This is a genomic window from Lentilactobacillus kefiri (assembly GCF_007989105.1).
Classification (GTDB): Bacteria; Bacillota; Bacilli; order Lactobacillales; family Lactobacillaceae; genus Lentilactobacillus; species Lentilactobacillus kefiri.
This window is the reverse complement of record NZ_BJVK01000020.1, coordinates 1-16,353: the sequence shown is the minus strand read 5'-3', so window position 1 is coordinate 16,353 and position 16,353 is coordinate 1. Positions and strand designations below refer to the sequence as shown.

At 41.1% G+C, this 16,353-nt stretch carries 18 protein-coding genes; all 18 read left to right on the top strand.

The genetic code is table 11. From position 1 onward, the window contains the following. Window positions 1-110 precede the first annotated feature (110 nt). The 18 genes from LKE01_RS07790 (at window position 111) to LKE01_RS07705 (ending at window position 16,292) form a co-directional block, all read left to right on the top strand. On the top strand, window positions 111-1,121 hold the full coding sequence (locus LKE01_RS07790; protein ID WP_054769335.1) for a rod shape-determining protein: 1,011 nt from the start codon (window positions 111-113) through the stop codon (window positions 1,119-1,121). Window positions 1,122-1,132: 11 nt separating this feature from the next. Beyond that, on the top strand, window positions 1,133-1,408 hold the full coding sequence (yidD, locus tag LKE01_RS07785; protein WP_082619709.1) for a membrane protein insertion efficiency factor YidD: 276 nt from the start codon (window positions 1,133-1,135) through the stop codon (window positions 1,406-1,408). A gap of 21 nt (window positions 1,409-1,429) precedes the next feature. After that, the gene (locus LKE01_RS07780) at window positions 1,430-1,654 is read left to right on the top strand and encodes a DUF2969 domain-containing protein (RefSeq protein ID WP_054769334.1); all 225 of its coding nucleotides are present in this window, start codon (window positions 1,430-1,432) and stop codon (window positions 1,652-1,654) included. Window positions 1,655-1,684: 30 nt separating this feature from the next. Next, window positions 1,685-2,887 (top strand): FtsW/RodA/SpoVE family cell cycle protein, encoded by a 1,203-nt coding sequence (locus LKE01_RS07775; RefSeq protein WP_056981517.1) that lies wholly within the window; start codon window positions 1,685-1,687, stop codon window positions 2,885-2,887. Window positions 2,888-2,911: 24 nt separating this feature from the next. Continuing rightward, window positions 2,912-3,205 carry a glycine cleavage system H family protein gene (locus LKE01_RS07770; RefSeq protein WP_054769333.1) on the top strand — a complete coding sequence of 98 codons (294 nt, stop codon included), beginning with the start codon at window positions 2,912-2,914 and terminating at the stop codon, window positions 3,203-3,205. Window positions 3,206-3,551: 346 nt separating this feature from the next. Next, a complete protein-coding gene (locus LKE01_RS07765; protein ID WP_056981519.1) occupies window positions 3,552-4,586 on the top strand; it encodes a methionine ABC transporter ATP-binding protein in 1,035 nt (344 codons plus the stop codon). Then, window positions 4,579-5,274, top strand: a complete 696-nt coding sequence (locus LKE01_RS07760) for a methionine ABC transporter permease (protein ID WP_054769332.1) — start codon at window positions 4,579-4,581, stop codon at window positions 5,272-5,274. Before LKE01_RS07765 ends, LKE01_RS07760 begins: the two co-directional genes overlap by 8 nt. 18 nt (window positions 5,275-5,292) lie before the next feature. Then, the gene (locus tag LKE01_RS07755) at window positions 5,293-6,120 is read left to right on the top strand and encodes a MetQ/NlpA family ABC transporter substrate-binding protein (RefSeq protein WP_054769331.1); all 828 of its coding nucleotides are present in this window, start codon (window positions 5,293-5,295) and stop codon (window positions 6,118-6,120) included. 82 nt (window positions 6,121-6,202) lie between these two features. After that, window positions 6,203-7,072, top strand: coding sequence for an SPFH domain-containing protein (locus tag LKE01_RS07750; RefSeq protein WP_056981521.1), 870 nt, complete (start codon window positions 6,203-6,205; stop codon window positions 7,070-7,072). Window positions 7,073-7,223: 151 nt separating this feature from the next. Beyond that, window positions 7,224-7,976, top strand: coding sequence for an ABC transporter ATP-binding protein (locus LKE01_RS07745; protein WP_056981523.1), 753 nt, complete (start codon window positions 7,224-7,226; stop codon window positions 7,974-7,976). 20 nt (window positions 7,977-7,996) lie between these two features. After that, window positions 7,997-9,823, top strand: coding sequence for an FtsX-like permease family protein (locus LKE01_RS07740; RefSeq protein WP_056981524.1), 1,827 nt, complete (start codon window positions 7,997-7,999; stop codon window positions 9,821-9,823). Window positions 9,824-9,854: 31 nt separating this feature from the next. Further along, window positions 9,855-10,223 (top strand): GntR family transcriptional regulator, encoded by a 369-nt coding sequence (locus LKE01_RS07735; protein WP_054769344.1) that lies wholly within the window; start codon window positions 9,855-9,857, stop codon window positions 10,221-10,223. Then, complete coding sequence (locus LKE01_RS07730; protein ID WP_054769330.1) at window positions 10,220-11,101, top strand: ATP-binding cassette domain-containing protein; 882 nt, start codon at window positions 10,220-10,222, stop codon at window positions 11,099-11,101. Before LKE01_RS07735 ends, LKE01_RS07730 begins: the two co-directional genes overlap by 4 nt. Beyond that, window positions 11,088-11,861 carry a hypothetical protein gene (locus LKE01_RS07725; RefSeq protein ID WP_056981526.1) on the top strand — a complete coding sequence of 258 codons (774 nt, stop codon included), beginning with the start codon at window positions 11,088-11,090 and terminating at the stop codon, window positions 11,859-11,861. Before LKE01_RS07730 ends, LKE01_RS07725 begins: the two co-directional genes overlap by 14 nt. A 123-nt stretch (window positions 11,862-11,984) precedes the next feature. Beyond that, window positions 11,985-13,121, top strand: coding sequence for a D-alanine--D-alanine ligase family protein (locus tag LKE01_RS07720; RefSeq protein WP_056981528.1), 1,137 nt, complete (start codon window positions 11,985-11,987; stop codon window positions 13,119-13,121). Between the two features lie 60 nt (window positions 13,122-13,181). Next, a complete protein-coding gene (locus LKE01_RS07715; RefSeq protein WP_054769328.1) occupies window positions 13,182-14,699 on the top strand; it encodes a glycerophosphodiester phosphodiesterase family protein in 1,518 nt (505 codons plus the stop codon). Window positions 14,700-14,731: 32 nt separating this feature from the next. Then, window positions 14,732-15,310 (top strand): DNA-3-methyladenine glycosylase I, encoded by a 579-nt coding sequence (locus tag LKE01_RS07710; protein WP_056981530.1) that lies wholly within the window; start codon window positions 14,732-14,734, stop codon window positions 15,308-15,310. 70 nt (window positions 15,311-15,380) lie between these two features. Next, window positions 15,381-16,292, top strand: a complete 912-nt coding sequence (locus LKE01_RS07705) for a helix-turn-helix transcriptional regulator (RefSeq protein ID WP_056981531.1) — start codon at window positions 15,381-15,383, stop codon at window positions 16,290-16,292. The last annotated feature ends 61 nt before the right edge of the window (window positions 16,293-16,353 follow it).

Sequence of the window (16,353 nt, the reverse complement as noted above, 5' to 3'; positions counted from 1 at the left end):
GATCGTTACTTGATCTCAGCCTTTTATTGTTTGGAAGCTTATTAGAAACGCAAACTTTATGTGGTATAATTATTTTTTGAGATTAAAGTTTTTCAGGAGGAAGTACACAGATGGCAAAAGACATTGGAATCGATTTAGGAACTGCCAACGTACTCATTTACGTTGCCGGGAAGGGAATAGTATTAAATGAACCATCAGTTGTTGCAGTAGACACACGGACAGGCAAAGTTTTGGCCGTTGGCTCTGAAGCATATCGAATGGTTGGTAGAACACCAAGTAATATTCGGGCAATCCGTCCATTAAAAGACGGTGTTATTTCAGATTTCGACATAACTGAAGAAATGCTGACTTACTTTATTAACAAGCTGGATGTTAAAGGATTCATGTCCAAGCCTAAGATTATGATCTGTGCGCCTACCAACGTTACTGAGATTGAACGAAATGCAATCATGCAGGCAGCTGAAAAAGCTGGCGGCGGTCAGGTTTATCTTGAAGAAGAGCCTAAAGTTGCTGCCGTTGGAGCTGGAATGGATATTTTCCAGCCACGCGGTAACATGGTGATTGATATGGGTGGTGGTACCAGTGATATTGCCATTATTTCACTTGGCGACATTGTTGCCAGCAAATCAATTCGGGTTGCCGGAGATAAGATGAATACTGAAATTGCCGGTTATATCAAGCAAAAGCACAACTTAATTATCGGTGAACATACTGCCGAAAAAATTAAGATTGAAATTGGAACTGCCAAAAAAGATGATTCAGACGTTAAAACACTGGAAGTTCGTGGTCGAGATGCTGTTTCCGGAATGCCTCGTGCCGTTACAATCGACAGCAACGAAATTGCCGAAGCCATCCATGATACGGTTCAGTTGATCATTAGCGGTGCCAAAGAAGTGTTGGAAGTCATTCCGCCTGAATTAGCATCAGACATTGTTGATCGTGGAATCATGCTGACCGGTGGTGGGGCATTGCTTCGAAACATCGACCAAGTTATTGCCGATGCATTAACAGTCCCAGTGATCATCTCCGAAAACCCTTTGGATAACGTTGCCAAGGGTGCCGGAATTCTTTTGGAACATTATATTAAGAACCCTAAATTGAAAGCCAAAGATCAAAAATAACAGGAGTCAAAGTGAAAAACATTCTGATTAGTCTTGTTCATGGCTACCAACGGTTTATTTCGCCCTTATTTCCGCCTACATGCCGTTATTATCCAACGTGCAGCAGTTATATGATTACTGCGCTAAAGAAGCATGGAGCGTTTAAGGGAGCCATTATGGGCATTGCTCGGATCCTGCGCTGCCACCCATTTGTTAAAGGCGGCTACGATCCCGTTCCCGATCACTTCACTATCTTTAGGAATAAGGATGCAAGAGACGAGTACCGAAAGTCTATGCATCTGAAATGATCTTTGAACAAGGAGAAAATGATGAGTAAAGCAAATAAAAGCATTAATGTCGAAATTAAGGATCGAACGGATTCTAATGGCGACACCATTTCTGAACTGTTCATCGGTAAAAAGATGATTGGTTCAATTAAGCAGTTAAGTGATACAAAGTTTCAAGCTGTTAATACCCATAACGAAGAGTTTCACGTAAAAACTTTTGACGAGGGTGTCACACAGTTAATTAAAGATTTTCATCTTCACCATTAATTTGGCGATTGTGAATGGGGAGGGTCTAATTTGGATACCAGTCGAAGAACCTCTAAGGATGATCAATCCCGGATTGACTGGGGGATTATTTTCTGTGTCTTAATGTTGGCCTTGATTGGGTTGGCGTCAATTTACGTTGCCGCTACCCACGATTCAAGTTCGACCAGTGTTTTGAAACAGGTTGTTTCCCAATTGGTTTGGTATGTGATCGGGATTGTCGCTGTTGTGATTATTATGCAGTTTGATTCCGAGCAGTTATGGAAAGTAGCTCCAATCACCTATTGGTTGGGGATTATACTTCTGGCGAGCGTGCTGGTGTTATATAGTAGAACCTACTATGCCAACACAGGTGCCAAGAGTTGGTTCTCTTTGTTTGGACTGACTTTTCAGCCTTCTGAGGTGATGAAGCCAGCGTATATTTTGATGATGGGCCGGGTGATTGTTCAACACAATGATAATTATCCGATCAGAACTGTTCGAAGCGATTTCCTGTTAATTGGGAAGATGCTTTTATGGACAATTCCGGTTGCCGTGTTGTTAAAATTGCAAAATGACTTTGGAACAATGTTGGTTTTCTTCGCCATTCTAGGTGGACTCATTATTGTTTCAGGGGTTACCTGGCGAATTATTTTACCATCGGTCATTACGATTTTTGGATTGGCCGGTACCGTCCTGGCACTGGTTATTCCCGAATCCGGGCGGCATTTATTGGAAAAGTTTGGATTCCAAGCTTATCAATTTGCCCGTGTTGATACCTGGTTGAATCCATCTGCGGATACTTCCAACCAAGGTTATCAACTATGGCAGAGTATGAAGGCCATCGGATCCGGTGGGATTTTTGGAACCGGATTTAATCAGTCACACGTCTATGTTCCTGTTCGTGAATCCGATATGATTTTCTCAGTTATTGGTGAAAACTTTGGATTTATCGGCAGCTGTATTTTAATATTGTTGTACTTTTTGTTGATTTACCAAATGATTAAGGTTACATTCGATACGAGAAATGTTTTTTATGCATACATTTCAACTGGTGTTATCATGATGATTCTGTTCCATGTTTTTGAAAATGTTGGTATGAGTGTTGGTCTGTTGCCTTTGACCGGTATTCCACTTCCATTTGTGAGTGCCGGAGGTTCAGCATTGATTGGAAATATGATTGGAATCGGATTGATAATGTCCATGCAGTATCATAATAAGAGTTACATGTTTGGAGAAGACAAAGAATTTTCATAATACACAAAAAAGGTGGAATTAATGATGGATACAAAATATTATTGGACTGAAGACCAAAACGGGGAAGTTACAGTTGGTTTGACTGAAGCAGGCAAGAACGAATTAGGTAATATCACATTTGTTTCATTACCTAAAGTTGGCGCCCAACTGACGACCAGCGACACTTTGTTGAATGTTGAAGCTGATAAAGCTGTATCAGATATTCCAAGTCCAGTGGCCGGAAAAGTGGTTGCTGTCAATAATAACGCTGTTAACGATCCTTCAATTTTGAATGGTTCGGACAAAGCTACTTCATGGATTGCCAAAATCCAAAAGTAAAAGCCCTTGACGTTTGATTCTTTTTTAGGTAAACTTGCTAATAGTTTGATGATAGAAAAATGACAAGATGAGTAGATAATTAGAAGTCGTTCAGAGAGCCCCGGTTGGTGAGAAAGGGCCGCAGAAGTTATCGAATATGGTCTTGATAAAAAATGTGTCGGTGAGCGTTTGTAAGCCGATAATGGGTAACGACCATTATTTCGTTGAGTCACAACAGACTCATGAGGTTATTGTTGAGAGACAATAACGAATAAAGGTGGTACCGCGAAGCTTTTCGTCCTTTTATAAGTAAAACATTACTTGTAAAACGTCGAAAAGCTTTTTTTATATTTAAGGGGTGAACAGATTGATTCGATTTAATAATGTGTCCAAGCAGTACAACACTAAAGATGGCGGCTTGACCGCAGTGAACGACGTTAATATTGAAATTAACGACGGCGAAATCTTTGGAATTGTTGGCTATTCCGGTGCTGGTAAAAGTACGCTGGTTCGGATGCTGGACGGACTTGAAGCACCATCTACCGGAGAAATTGATATCAATGGAACTGATGTTGCCAAGCTCCATGGTGGTCAATTACGAAAGCAGCGACAAAAGATTGGCATGATTTTTCAACATTTTAATCTACTGTGGTCACGGACTGTGATTGACAATATTGCTTTACCGTTGGAAATTGCCAAAGTTCCAAAGGCCAAACGTAAACAGCGGGCAGAAGAGTTAATTAAGCTGGTTGGTCTTGAGGGACGTGAACATTCGTATCCATCTGAATTATCCGGTGGTCAAAAGCAACGGGTTGGAATTGCCAGAGCACTGGCCAATGAACCAACAATTCTCATTTCAGATGAGGCAACCAGTGCCCTTGATCCTGATACGACTAACGAAGTTCTTGATTTGTTGTTGAAGATCAATAAGGAAATGAATTTGACAATCTTATTGATTACCCATGAGATGCACGCAATTGCAAAAGTTTGTGAGCGTGTGGCGGTAATGGATAGCGGCCGAGTTGTTGAAACCGGTTCGGTGTTTGAAGTATTCCGTCATCCTAAGCAAGACATTACCAAGAAGTTTGTGAGTGAAGAATTTACGCCACAGCAAAGTGACAATACGATGACCCTTGAAGAACTGGTTAAGAAGTATCCGGATGGCCAAATTATCCGATTGGTCTTCCATGGTCCACAAGCCGAATTACCAATTGTTTCAGATGTGGTTAAGCATTTCCCAGAATTGACCATCAGTATCATTTCCGGAGCGATTCATCAGACGCAGGAAGGTGCCTTGGGTTCGCTTGACCTTCAGTTGGTCGGCGATCAAAGTCAGATTGATCAGGCACTGGAATATCTTAAGACGCTACGGGTTGGAACGGAGGTGATTCACCATGGCTAATACCACTGGATTGAAATCATATTTTCAATTTAAGAATGTTGACTGGGGTTCAATGATGTCAGCAACATGGGAAACGGTATGGATGACCTTGCTGTCGATGGTTGCAATTGTTATTTTAGGAATTATTTTGGGACTCATTTTATATGAGACTCGCAGCAAGTCGGGTGTTGGCTATCGGATCCTTAACTGGATCGTTGGGCTGTTTGTTAACATTTTTCGGTCAATTCCATTCATCATTTTGATCATTCTTCTGTTGCCGATTACCATGAAGTTGGCTGGAACCATTATCGGACCACGGGCGGCGCTGCCATCACTGATCATTTCCGCTGCGCCATTCTATGCGCGGATGGTTGAGTCATATTTCCGTGAAGTTGATTCAGGTGTATTGGAAGCAGCTGAGTCGATGGGGGCAACAACTTGGGAAATCATTACCAAGGTTTTGCTTCCCGAAAGCAAGCCGGCGTTGATTGCCGGTGCGACTGTTACCACTATTTCATTAATTGGTTACACCGCGATGGCCGGAGCCATTGGTGCTGGTGGCCTTGGGAACTTGGCCTATCAGGATGGCTTCCAGGCAAGCAACAACACCGTGACGCTGGTTGCGACCGTTATCATTTGTTTATTTGTGTTTATCGTTCAGTTTGTCGGCGATGTCTTTGTCAAGATCACCGATAAGCGGACACTATAATATTTGGGAGGGTTTCAAATGAAGAAAAAATTATTGAGTTTATTCGCAATTGCCTTTACTGCCTTTTTATTGGTGGGTTGTTCATCATCTTCTAATTCCGGTAAGACAACCACTTTAAAGATTGGTGCTTCTGCTGTTCCTCATGCACAAATTTTGCGCCACGTTGCACCTGAATTGAAAAAGGAAGGCGTTAACCTTAAAATTACCACTTTCCAAGATTACACAATGCCTAACAAAGCTTTAGCCAACGGTGAGTTGGATGCCAACTACTTCCAACACGTTCCTTTCTTAAAGCTTTGGAATAAACAAAACCATGGGACTTTGGTAAACGCTGGTGGCGTTCACTTGGAACCAATTGCTGTCTTCTCAAAGAAAGTTAAGAAGCTCCAAGACCTTAAGAAGGGTGCCACAATTATTGTCAGCAGCAACGTGCCCGACTATGGCCGAATTCTTCAAATCTTTAAGGATGCCGGCTTGATTACCTTAAAGAAGGGCATCGACATTACTTCTGCCAACTTTAGTGACATTGCTTCAAACCCACGTCATTTGAAGTTCAAGCACAGTTATGAACCAAAACTTTTGCCAACTATTTACAAGAACGGCGAAGGTGATGCAGTTGTCATTAATGCCAACTATGCGGTTGGTGCCGGTTTGAACCCAATCAAGCAATCAATTGCGATTGAAAAGCGGGATTCACCATATGTCAACATCATTGCAACCCGTAAAGGTGATCAGAAGAAACCTGCTATCAAGAAATTAGTCAAGGTTCTTCAATCAACTAAGACTCAAAAATGGATTTTACATCACTACAAAGGTGCTGTTCTTCCAGAAAAGAATGTTAAGTAATTAATGTTAATTAGAAGTCGTCCGCTATATACTTGATTTAGTAGCATTTTTACCAAATCACGCATATAGGGGGCGGCTTTTTTTGAAAGAAAAAAATGTATTTCATGTTAATGGCTACTTAGGCTTAATTGCAGCTCTAATTTTGCTTGTTGCCGGTGGCTATCTGTTATGGTCCGGCAGCCAAACAGGGTCAATGGGTTCAATTATATTTGGCGCTGTGATTATCATCTTGGATTTATTGTTTGCCAGTTCATTGACCATCATTCAGCCAAACGAAGCCAAGGTATTGACCTTCTTTGGTCAGTATATTGGAACGATTCGGACTTCAGGACTGTTCATGACAATTCCATTGACCAGCAAACAGACAATTTCATTGCGGGTCCGGAATTTCAACAGTTCGATCATTAAGGTGAATGATTCCAAAGGAAACCCAGTTGAAATTGCTGCGGTCATCGTTTATAAAGTTGTAGATTCTGCCAAAGCAATTTTTAGTGTTGAAGATTATGAACAATTTGTTGAAATTCAAAGTGAGTCAGCTATTCGACACATTGCCAGTGAATATCCATATGATAGTTTTGATGAAGATACTGACAAGCTCACATTGCGGGGGAATGCGACCGAAGTTTCCCTGGCATTGCAAAAAGAACTGCAGGATCGCCTGGATGTTGCCGGTTTACAAATTATTGAAACCCGCTTGACTCATTTGGCATACGCAACGGAAATTGCCAATGCAATGCTTCAACGTCAACAGGCAACCGCTATTTTGTCAGCTCGAAAGATTATTGTCCAAGGTGCGGTTTCAATCTCCGAGGATGCTGTTTCACAGCTGCAAAAAGATTTGGCTGCAGACATTAGTGACGAGCAGCGAATGAAAATGATTAATAATGTTTTGGTTTCCATTATCACTGAGCGGGGAACCCAAAATGTTATTAATACCGATAATTTAGATTAAATTCATTTAAATTGAATCGCTTTAAATCAAAGGTTTGGGATATATCCGTCAGGATGATCCCAAACCTTTTTTGATTATTTGATTGACATCTGGCAGGCCAACATATATAGTTAGTTACACAAGTAATTAACTAACACACGGAGGAACACTCATGACCACTAAAATCGTTGAAACACAGGATTTACACAAAATTTATGATAAAAACAGTGCCAAGCCATATGAAGCCCTTAAAGGGATCAGCTTGTCAGTTGAACAAGGAGAATTTGTTGGGATCATGGGGGCTTCCGGCTCCGGGAAAACAACCTTGCTGAATATTTTGGCAACTTTGGATCAACCAACAAGCGGTTCAGTTGAGATTGATGGTCAAGATGTGACCCATTTGACTTTCAACCAAATGGCAGACTTCCGGTCAAAGAAGCTTGGATTCATTTTCCAGGATTTCAATTTGTTGGAAACATTAACTGCCCGTGAAAATATTGGCTTGCCACTTTCTTTGCAAAATGCAAAGGCCGCTTCAATTCAAACCGCTGTAACTTCGGCTGCAGAAAAGTTGGGAATTGCTGATTTGCTGGACAAATACCCAACTCAGTTATCTGGTGGTCAAAAGCAGCGGGTTGCTGCAGCCAGAGCCCTGGTTTTCAATCCATCAATTATCTTTGGTGATGAACCAACAGGTGCCTTGGACTCAACCAACGCCCGTGAACTTCTGGATACATTGACTCATATCAATCAACAGGGTGTTTCCATCCTGCTTGTGACCCATGATCCATTTTCAGCAAGTTTCTGTAAACGGATTTTGTTCATTAAAGATGGCAAAATTGGTGATGAAATTGATGCCGGCGATAAGAGCCGCAACGATTTTTATCAAGAGATTCTCGAAAAGCTGGGAACGTTTGAACAGTAATCAATCAAAGGAGCTTTATTATGTTATTTAAAATTTCACTATCAGGAATTAAGGCTCGTTGGAAAGATTATCTGGTGCTTTTTTCAGGGATGATCATTACCACCGCCATTTTCTATATGTTTGAGGCAATTTCTACAAATGACAAATTTACAACTGGGAGCCCGGTTGGTCAAAGTGCTAAATTTGTGTTCATCTTTGGTTCAATTTTGTTGGCCATCATTACGTTGGTTTACGTGTTTTACGCAAACAACTTTTTAATGAGTATGCGAAAACATGATTATGGGCTGTTTATGATGTTGGGTGCCAAATCAGGGGTTATCAGCAAACTGATCATTTTAGAAACAATTGCGATTGGTTTTATCTCAACAATTGCTGGAATTGTTGTGGGAATTGGTTTTACGAAAGTTCTCAGCAGCTTTTTGGCAAGTCAGATTCATATGTCGCTAACCGATTTTTCTGCATTCTATATGCCGGCTGTTTGGATGACGATTATCATGTTTCTCGTTCTGTTCATGATTGCCGGATTCTTGAATGCCAGAACGTTTGTTAAAACTTCTGCCCTTCAGCTTTTACGTTCGGGACAACAAAGCGACTGGAAACAGCCCAAAGCGATCCGATTGTGGATTCAAGCTGTCCTGGGTGTGTTGTTACTGGCTGGTGGATACTACGCCATGTACGACATTAGAAAGCTCAAATTGATGGCAGTCGGAATTGGCCTTGTCACAATCGTGCTTGGAACATACTTTGTTTTTAATTCGTTCTTTGTGATGTTACTCCAAGGGCTCCAATATTCGAAAATGAATGCCAAAGGTCTGAACAGCTTCACGCTTGCTCAATTAAAATTCAGAATTCGCGATTATACCAAGATTCTATCTGTGGTTTCACTTTTATTCGCGTTGGCGTTGGGAGCCATTACGGTAGGGACCGGTTTTCAGAGCATGGTGCCAAAATTGGCTCAGGGGAACGGTTACTATTCCGTTGCGCTCACCAATCCGTCTTCCAAATTAAAGTCACTTGTTGGCGACATTAAAGACAAGTCGACGGTTACTTATCAACAAAAAGTTGACCCTAAAGCCAAGCGGGTCTATTACAATGCCGATCAATTACAGGCTCAGCCGTTGAAGTATTCCAAGTTTACTGATCGGGCTGCCCTGAAATCACGGGTTTCCACGGCGACAGTTTCGGATTTGAAAAAGACTGATTCCAATGCCTATCAAGAGCTGTGGAGCCTGCAGTCACCGATAACCAAATCATTCCAAATTAAAATTGTGCATGCCAACACCTTTAATCGCATTAACGTGAAGGCAAATAAATTATTGCTTGTTCGGGCGAATAATGTGGATGCTTCAGCACCAACGTTGACCAAGATTACGAATATTCAGGCAAAGCAGTATGGTTCCAGCGGGACACAGTTGATGGCCGGATCCTTTGTGACGTATCAACTGTTGAAAGGAATCTTTGGAAGCTTGGAATTTATGGGGATCTTTTTAGGAATCGCCTTTCTGGCAATGCTTGCAAGCTGCTTAATGTTTAAGATACTGAGCGGTGCTGCCAGTGACAAGATTCGATTTGACATGTTAAACAAGATTGGAACCCGTCGTTCAACGCTGAAACATTCCATTATTCTTCAGATTTTCGGTTTGTTCACGATTCCGGGAATTCTGGGAATTATCGACGTCGTCTTTGGCCTTCAGATGTTTTCTCGAGGCGGACTGTTGGTGGGCGGTGCCTATCAGACATTTGGCGTTACCACGGCCGGATTCCTGATTCTGTATTTACTTTACTTTATGGTAACGGTCATGATTTATTCACGAATCGTTGTGCCAAAGACAAAGGTGGAAAAATAGATGGAAAACATTATAGAATGGATTGATAATCATGAAATTTGAATTTAACAGTTCCGAACCCATCTACCGCCAAGTGGCAGAACAAATTGAGGACGCAATTGCATCCGGCGGATTTGAAGAGGGCGGCCAGATTCCTTCAACAACTGAAATATCCAAGGAATTCCATATTAATCCGGCAACGGTGCTCAAGGGGATGAACATTGCCGTTTCGAAGAATTTGATTGAGAAACGTCGGGGATTGGGGATGTTTGTTCAAGCCGGAGCCAGAAAGCGGATCCTGTCGGAAAAGCGAAGCGACTTTTTTGATGACTTTGTGGAGAACCTGGTTCGTGAGGCTCAGAATCTCAACATTTCCGAGGATGAATTATTAGCGTTAGTGAAAAGAGGTTACCAGCAATGAGTATCTTGGAAGTTAGTCACATTTCAAAATCTTTCGGGTCAAAGCACGTTTTGTCAGACATTAATTTAACGTTTGAAGAAAATAAAATATACGGACTGCTGGGTCGAAACGGTGCTGGTAAAAGTACTTTGCTGAGTGTTATCACCGATCGTAACTTTGCCAATAATGGTGAGGTTAAGATTGATTCCGAGGACGTGAGGGATAACGACTCAAAATTGGGCATGATGTATTTGATGAGTGAGGTCAATCTTTATTCAAATGGTTCGAAACTCACCCAAATTATCAAAGATTCCGAGTCACTGTATGGTGGCTTTAACCATGAGTTGGCGGATCGTTTGATTAAGGAGTTCGGACTGGATATTAATCAGAAATTCGGCAAATTGTCGACCGGATATAATTCGATCTTTAAATTGATTCTGGCGCTGTGTTTGCCGGTTCAGTTTGTTTTACTGGATGAACCGGTATTGGGACTGGATGCCAATCATCGGGAATTGTTTTATTCCGAACTGATTCAGTCATATTCCGACAATCCACGAACCTTTATCATTTCAACTCATTTAATTGAAGAGGTTGCCAATATCATTAGTGATGTCATCGTTTTGGATCAGGGCCGGGTCATCTTAAACCAACCGGTTGAGGACGTTTTGGCAAAAAACCATTCAGTCGTTGGACCGGAAAAAGACGTTAAGCAATACACAAAAGGCTTGAATGTGATTGGCCACGATATGATCGGAAATATTCGGGCAAATTATGTATACGGTGATTTGGATGACCGGGTGCTTCCCGATACGGTGCAGCTTTCCAACTTTGATCTTCAAAAGCTGTTTATCTTTCTAACGAATCAATACGAGGGGGGCACCGACAATGAAGACAAATAAAGTAACCAAGTTTCTATTCAGAAAACAAATTATTGGTCTTGGAGAAATGTATGTCCTTTTGTTTGCCGCATTCCTGGTGTTGCCGTTCATCTTTTCATTGATCTCAGGTTCACTCAGCGACTATTCTTTAGCCGATCAGATGCGAGGAACTTGGGTAACCGCTGCATTTGGGATTTATATGTTTGCCATTTCCACCGTATCTTACGAAAACTTCAAATTTCTGATTCAAAACGGCGTCTCACGGCCGACATTTTTCAACTCTCAAATCATTGTGAATGGTTTGCTGATTTTAATTGGAAACACCTTTAACCTTGCTTATCAATACTTGGTTCTGATGCCTTTGGTTCATGCCAAAAACACCAATATTTTTATGTCGTCGTACGTCGGCTACTTTCATAATCCGTTTGTCGGCTTTATCTTCAATTACCTGTTTAGCGGCTTGCTGCTGATGGTCGGTGCACTGAGCGGTATGGTGATTGGTAACTTTTTAACCTTATTTTCCAAATTCATTCAAAGAATTATCTTGATTGTGACCCCGATTGTCGGCTATATTACTGTGGCATATACTGCATCCAGAGTGATCCTGGACGACCGTTTTCAAATGACTTGGGTGGCTAACTTCGCCAAATTTATCCTGGGTTATCGATCAACTGGTGCCTACGATCCGTTTCCAATGATTGTCACGATAGTTATCATGTCTGTGGTGATGTTATTAATTGTTCGCTACCTGTTCAGCAAGAAACAGCTAAAACGAGAGTAATTGTATACTATGAGGGTAAACTAAAAATCACATGAAAAGCGATTTGAAATGTGTTCATCTTTAAATATCCGTGATATACTTAAGTTTCTGGAAACTATACGAATTTATAAAGGATGAGAATTCATGGAAAAAAGTAAAAAGCTTCATATTGGCTTGATTTTCGGTGGTAACTCTTCAGAACATGATGTCTCAAAACGTTCGGCTCATAACATTTATGATGCAATGGATAAAGAACGTTATGATGTTAGCTTGTTTTTAATGACCAAGAATGGTTATTTCTTGGATCACGATGCCTCTTCACGGGTATTTGATGGTGAACCTGAAGATCAAGTTGCCAAAGAAGAGTTGGCAAAATTAGACACCAAGAATCCGTTGGCCAGAATTATCAATTTGGCTGAGGAATCTGATATTGATGTTTTCTTCCCAATTATTCATGGTAATCTCGGTGAAGATGGGACCATTCAAGGCTTGCTGCGCTTATTGCACAAACCATACGTTGGAACTGGTATTTTGGGTTCAGCCATGTCATTTGATAAAGATATTACCAAGAAGATTGTCAAATTGGCCGGTGTTCCAATTACCCGTTATGAAGTTGTCACCCCATTAACCGCGGAACAGTATTCATATCAAAGCTTAAGCGATGAGCTTGGTAAGACTTTGTTCATCAAACCCGCCAACCAGGGATCATCAATTGGAATTCATAAGGTTGATAATCAGGAAGAATATTCAGAAGGTTTGCGGGATGCTTTCCGTTATGACAGTAAAGTGCTGGTCGAAGAAGCAATTGAAGGACCGGAAGAACTTGAAATTTCGATTCTCGGTAACGACCATCCGATTGCATCAAAAATTGGGGCTATTAAAGTGCCTGCCAATGATGCTTTTTACACTTACGACAACAAATTTGTTGATGCCAGCCAAGTTGAGTTTGACGTACCAGTGGATATCTCAGAAGAATTGGCTCAACAGATTACCGAAATGGGCTTAACCACTTATCGTGCCCTTGGACTCAAGGGGATGGCCAGAATAGATTATCTGGTATCTCAAGATGGTCACCCATATATGAGTGAAGTTAATACATTGCCTGGATTTACAAATATCAGTTTGTATCCACAACTGTTTGCGGCATCCGGCATTTCATATTCAGAACTGATCGATCGTTTGATTCAGTTGGCAATCAATGAGTTTGAACGTCAATCAAAGATTTTATATGACTTCAAGCCATTGCCACCACGTGATCAAAAGATTAATAAAAATAAATAAAGACAATCAAACTGGGGCAAACATTTGCTACCGGTTTTTTTGCATGTTGGGAAGTTTATCATGGGGAAAAATGAAACAAAGCTATATTACTATCTGACTGGGGTGTTCATTTGTCTAGCCCTGGTTTTGAGAAGATTTTTGAGTACCTACCAGAGTTTCACAATTGTGGTATTTTGCACGCTGGTGATGTTCCTTGGACTAATGGCACTCTTTTACTATGGTCTGACTTCAACTGCTCACAAACGGGTTAACAAGCACCTGAGCCCCATAGTAGCCATTCTGGTTAGCTCCGTGTACTTATTTGGCCTGCTCATTCCACTGGGGTTGTTTGGTTTTTCAAATTTTCTCAAATTTGGGGTTCCGATTTCTGGCGCTCAGTTTACTTGGATTACCGTTAATCGATATGCAATTGCAATCACTGCAATCGTGGTTTATTTTGTTTTCGCATGCTTTGGAATCTGGGCTTCACATTATCTTCTAAATGTTATTCGTTCCAATCAAAACCAGCCACTTCAAGTTCTCAAAAGGACGGTAAAAGCAACGACTCTCAAATCCTTTTCAAGGAAACTGGCGATAGTTTTGAGCATGTTGGTGGGCGTTTGTTTGCTAATTGTTGGTCTGGCCTGGATTAACCAATATGATTCAAATACGGTGATGTTTTTCCTCTCCAAGGGCATGATTGACATTCTTGCTCCGTTCGCAGAGATTGTGATCATCAGCCGGTTGCTTGGAATTGAGTTGGCTTCATTTTCGCCGACGCCTTTATTGACGATGTACGCATTGGGACTGGTTATTTTTGCAGGATTATTTGCTGCTGTTAGTCCAGTTTATGCAAACCCGCCAATGACTAAGCCGACCATCATTGTCCATCGTGGTGTCATTAACCAAAATGCTGTCGGCAACACGATTGCCTCGTTAAAACGGAATAGTCAGTATCATTTTCCATTCATTGAAATGGATATCCAAGAAACCAAAGATCATCAATTTATTTGTGCTCATGACAATGATTTGAGGATTCCGAAGAAGGGCAATGTCGAGATTGATCAGCTCAGTCTTAAGACGATTAAACGATATCATCATGTTGATATGTTCGGGGATTATTTACGAATTGCCAACAAGTTGAAGCAGCCGCTCATTATTGAATTAAAGGTGACTAATCACAGTGATCAACAAATGGGAACCCGGTTTGCCAAACAATTTAAGCCGCAGCTGACTGTTTTGCCGCATCGGGTTCACTCGATTGGTTATCCATTTCTCAGACAGGTTAAACGTCAAATTCCGGGGATGGATATTGGATTGGTCACCATGCTGAATTTTGGCAATATTGGCCATTATCATGTTGACTTCTATACGTTGCAGCATTTAACCGCTAATCCATTCTTAATCTCATCGGTTGGCGAGACAGGCCGACCGGTTTATTCCTGGACCGATGACAGTAAACTATCGATGGTTCGGATGGAAATGTTGGGAACAACCGGGCAGGTCACAGATCAGGCGTTTCGATTGCAGCATCTTCGAGTCAATTACCGGCGGGATCGTTGGATTCTTCTTTTAAATTCTTTGCAGAATTATTTATAACTTATCGTATGTTAATACTAGGAGGTGCAAGTATGGTTAAAAGATGTCCATGGGCCACTAAAAGTCCGGAACTTCTGGTATATCACGATACAATTTGGGGTCGCCCTCAGCATGATCCGCAGGAATTATTTAAGGCGTTGTGTTTGGAAATTATGCAGGCAGGGCTCACGTTTTCAACCGTTTTGAAATTTGAAGAAGGAATGGATACAGTTTTTCATGATTTTTCACCGGATTACTTGGCAAAGTGTGATGAATCTGATGTTGAGCGGTTTTGCAATGATAAGCGGATTATTAGAAATCATTCGAAGGTGGAAGCTATTATTCAGAACGCTAAAATCATTCAACCGGACCCTCAAATGTTGGTAACAGCGACTTGGAACCCGGTTAACAATGTTCAATTGGATCACTTATTGACAGAGTCGCCAAAGCCGGAAAATTATAAAAATTTTGTTGAAAAGTTTGTGAAAAAGTTTAAACAAATGGGCTTAAAACGAGTTGGACCAATTACTGTATATAGTTATTTGCAAGCGGTTGGCGTCGTTAATGATCATTTGATAACTTGTGAATTTCATGAGGGATTATCTGGCTTAAATGAGAAAAAATCTTCTTGATTATTCATTATAAATATAATATGATACTCAAGTCGTATGTTAAGTAGGTTAACTATAGGAGAGTAGTCGTATGGCAATGATGATTACTGGGTCCTTGATCCGGAATGCTAGAAGAGAAAAAGGGTTATCTCAGGTTCAGCTCGCCGAGGGGATTTGCACTCAAGCAACCATCAGTTCCATTGAAAATCAAAATGCGTGTACCAGCTTTGATATTTTGGCCAAACTTTGTCGAAAACTCGATTTAAGAATTACCGATGTTGCAAGAAATTCAAGATACGGTGACAAAGTATTTTCATACATTGAAGATGATATGCGCAATCATCTGTACGCGGATGCAAACAAGCACATTGATCAAATTGACAGCAAGAAATTAGACTCCCGCTGTATGAAGGGGAAATACCACTGTTGTCGCGGCTTTATCGAACTATACATCAATGACGACATTGAAGAAGCAATTTACAACTTCAATCTTCAGCTCACACAGTATTCAACGGACAAATCAACCTTTTATGAGGCATGGTCAAACCTGGGAATCGGGTTGGCCTACCAAAAACTTGGAAAATTATGTCGAGCAGAAAGCTTCATTGATTCCAGTTCCAAAATCCTCTCGAAAGTCAAAAAAGAGGGAAAGCACACCATGATCGCAATTGTTGATTTATATGTGGACATTATTGCTGCGTATGCAGAATTGGGCAAACATCAACGAGCGCTTACTTTAATTCATGAAATTCTCCATGAATTAACTGAGCAGGATTTAATCTATAAAGCAGATGTTTTAGCAGAATTGGAATCCAAGTGTTTATATGCTCAAGGAGAAGTCATTCAGGCAACGATGAAGCAATTCACGGCGATGTTTGTTGCAGAGCTTCGTGGCAACACCGATTTGGCTGACAAGATTCTGAAACGCAATCAGTCCCATATTATCGAGATGGTTAAAAACGAGCTGTCCAAAAATGAGGGTAACCCAACGTTCATCAAGTAATTTAATGTTTAAAAAGCCGATCTTCCACCGGACATCATGTCCAGCAGAAGGTCGGCTTTTT

Coding starts and splice junctions, on each gene's coding strand:
- LKE01_RS07790 (WP_054769335.1), top strand. CDS start 111: ATGGCAAAAGACATTGGAATCGATTTAGGAACTGCCAACGTACTCATT.
- LKE01_RS07780 (WP_054769334.1), top strand. CDS start 1,430: ATGAGTAAAGCAAATAAAAGCATTAATGTCGAAATTAAGGATCGAACG.
- LKE01_RS07770 (WP_054769333.1), top strand. CDS start 2,912: ATGGATACAAAATATTATTGGACTGAAGACCAAAACGGGGAAGTTACA.
- LKE01_RS07760 (WP_054769332.1), top strand. CDS start 4,579: ATGGCTAATACCACTGGATTGAAATCATATTTTCAATTTAAGAATGTT.
- LKE01_RS07755 (WP_054769331.1), top strand. CDS start 5,293: ATGAAGAAAAAATTATTGAGTTTATTCGCAATTGCCTTTACTGCCTTT.
- LKE01_RS07745 (WP_056981523.1), top strand. CDS start 7,224: ATGACCACTAAAATCGTTGAAACACAGGATTTACACAAAATTTATGAT.
- LKE01_RS07740 (WP_056981524.1), top strand. CDS start 7,997: ATGTTATTTAAAATTTCACTATCAGGAATTAAGGCTCGTTGGAAAGAT.
- LKE01_RS07735 (WP_054769344.1), top strand. CDS start 9,855: ATGAAATTTGAATTTAACAGTTCCGAACCCATCTACCGCCAAGTGGCA.
- LKE01_RS07730 (WP_054769330.1), top strand. CDS start 10,220: ATGAGTATCTTGGAAGTTAGTCACATTTCAAAATCTTTCGGGTCAAAG.
- LKE01_RS07725 (WP_056981526.1), top strand. CDS start 11,088: ATGAAGACAAATAAAGTAACCAAGTTTCTATTCAGAAAACAAATTATT.
- LKE01_RS07720 (WP_056981528.1), top strand. CDS start 11,985: ATGGAAAAAAGTAAAAAGCTTCATATTGGCTTGATTTTCGGTGGTAAC.
- LKE01_RS07715 (WP_054769328.1), top strand. CDS start 13,182: ATGGGGAAAAATGAAACAAAGCTATATTACTATCTGACTGGGGTGTTC.
- LKE01_RS07710 (WP_056981530.1), top strand. CDS start 14,732: ATGGTTAAAAGATGTCCATGGGCCACTAAAAGTCCGGAACTTCTGGTA.
- LKE01_RS07705 (WP_056981531.1), top strand. CDS start 15,381: ATGGCAATGATGATTACTGGGTCCTTGATCCGGAATGCTAGAAGAGAA.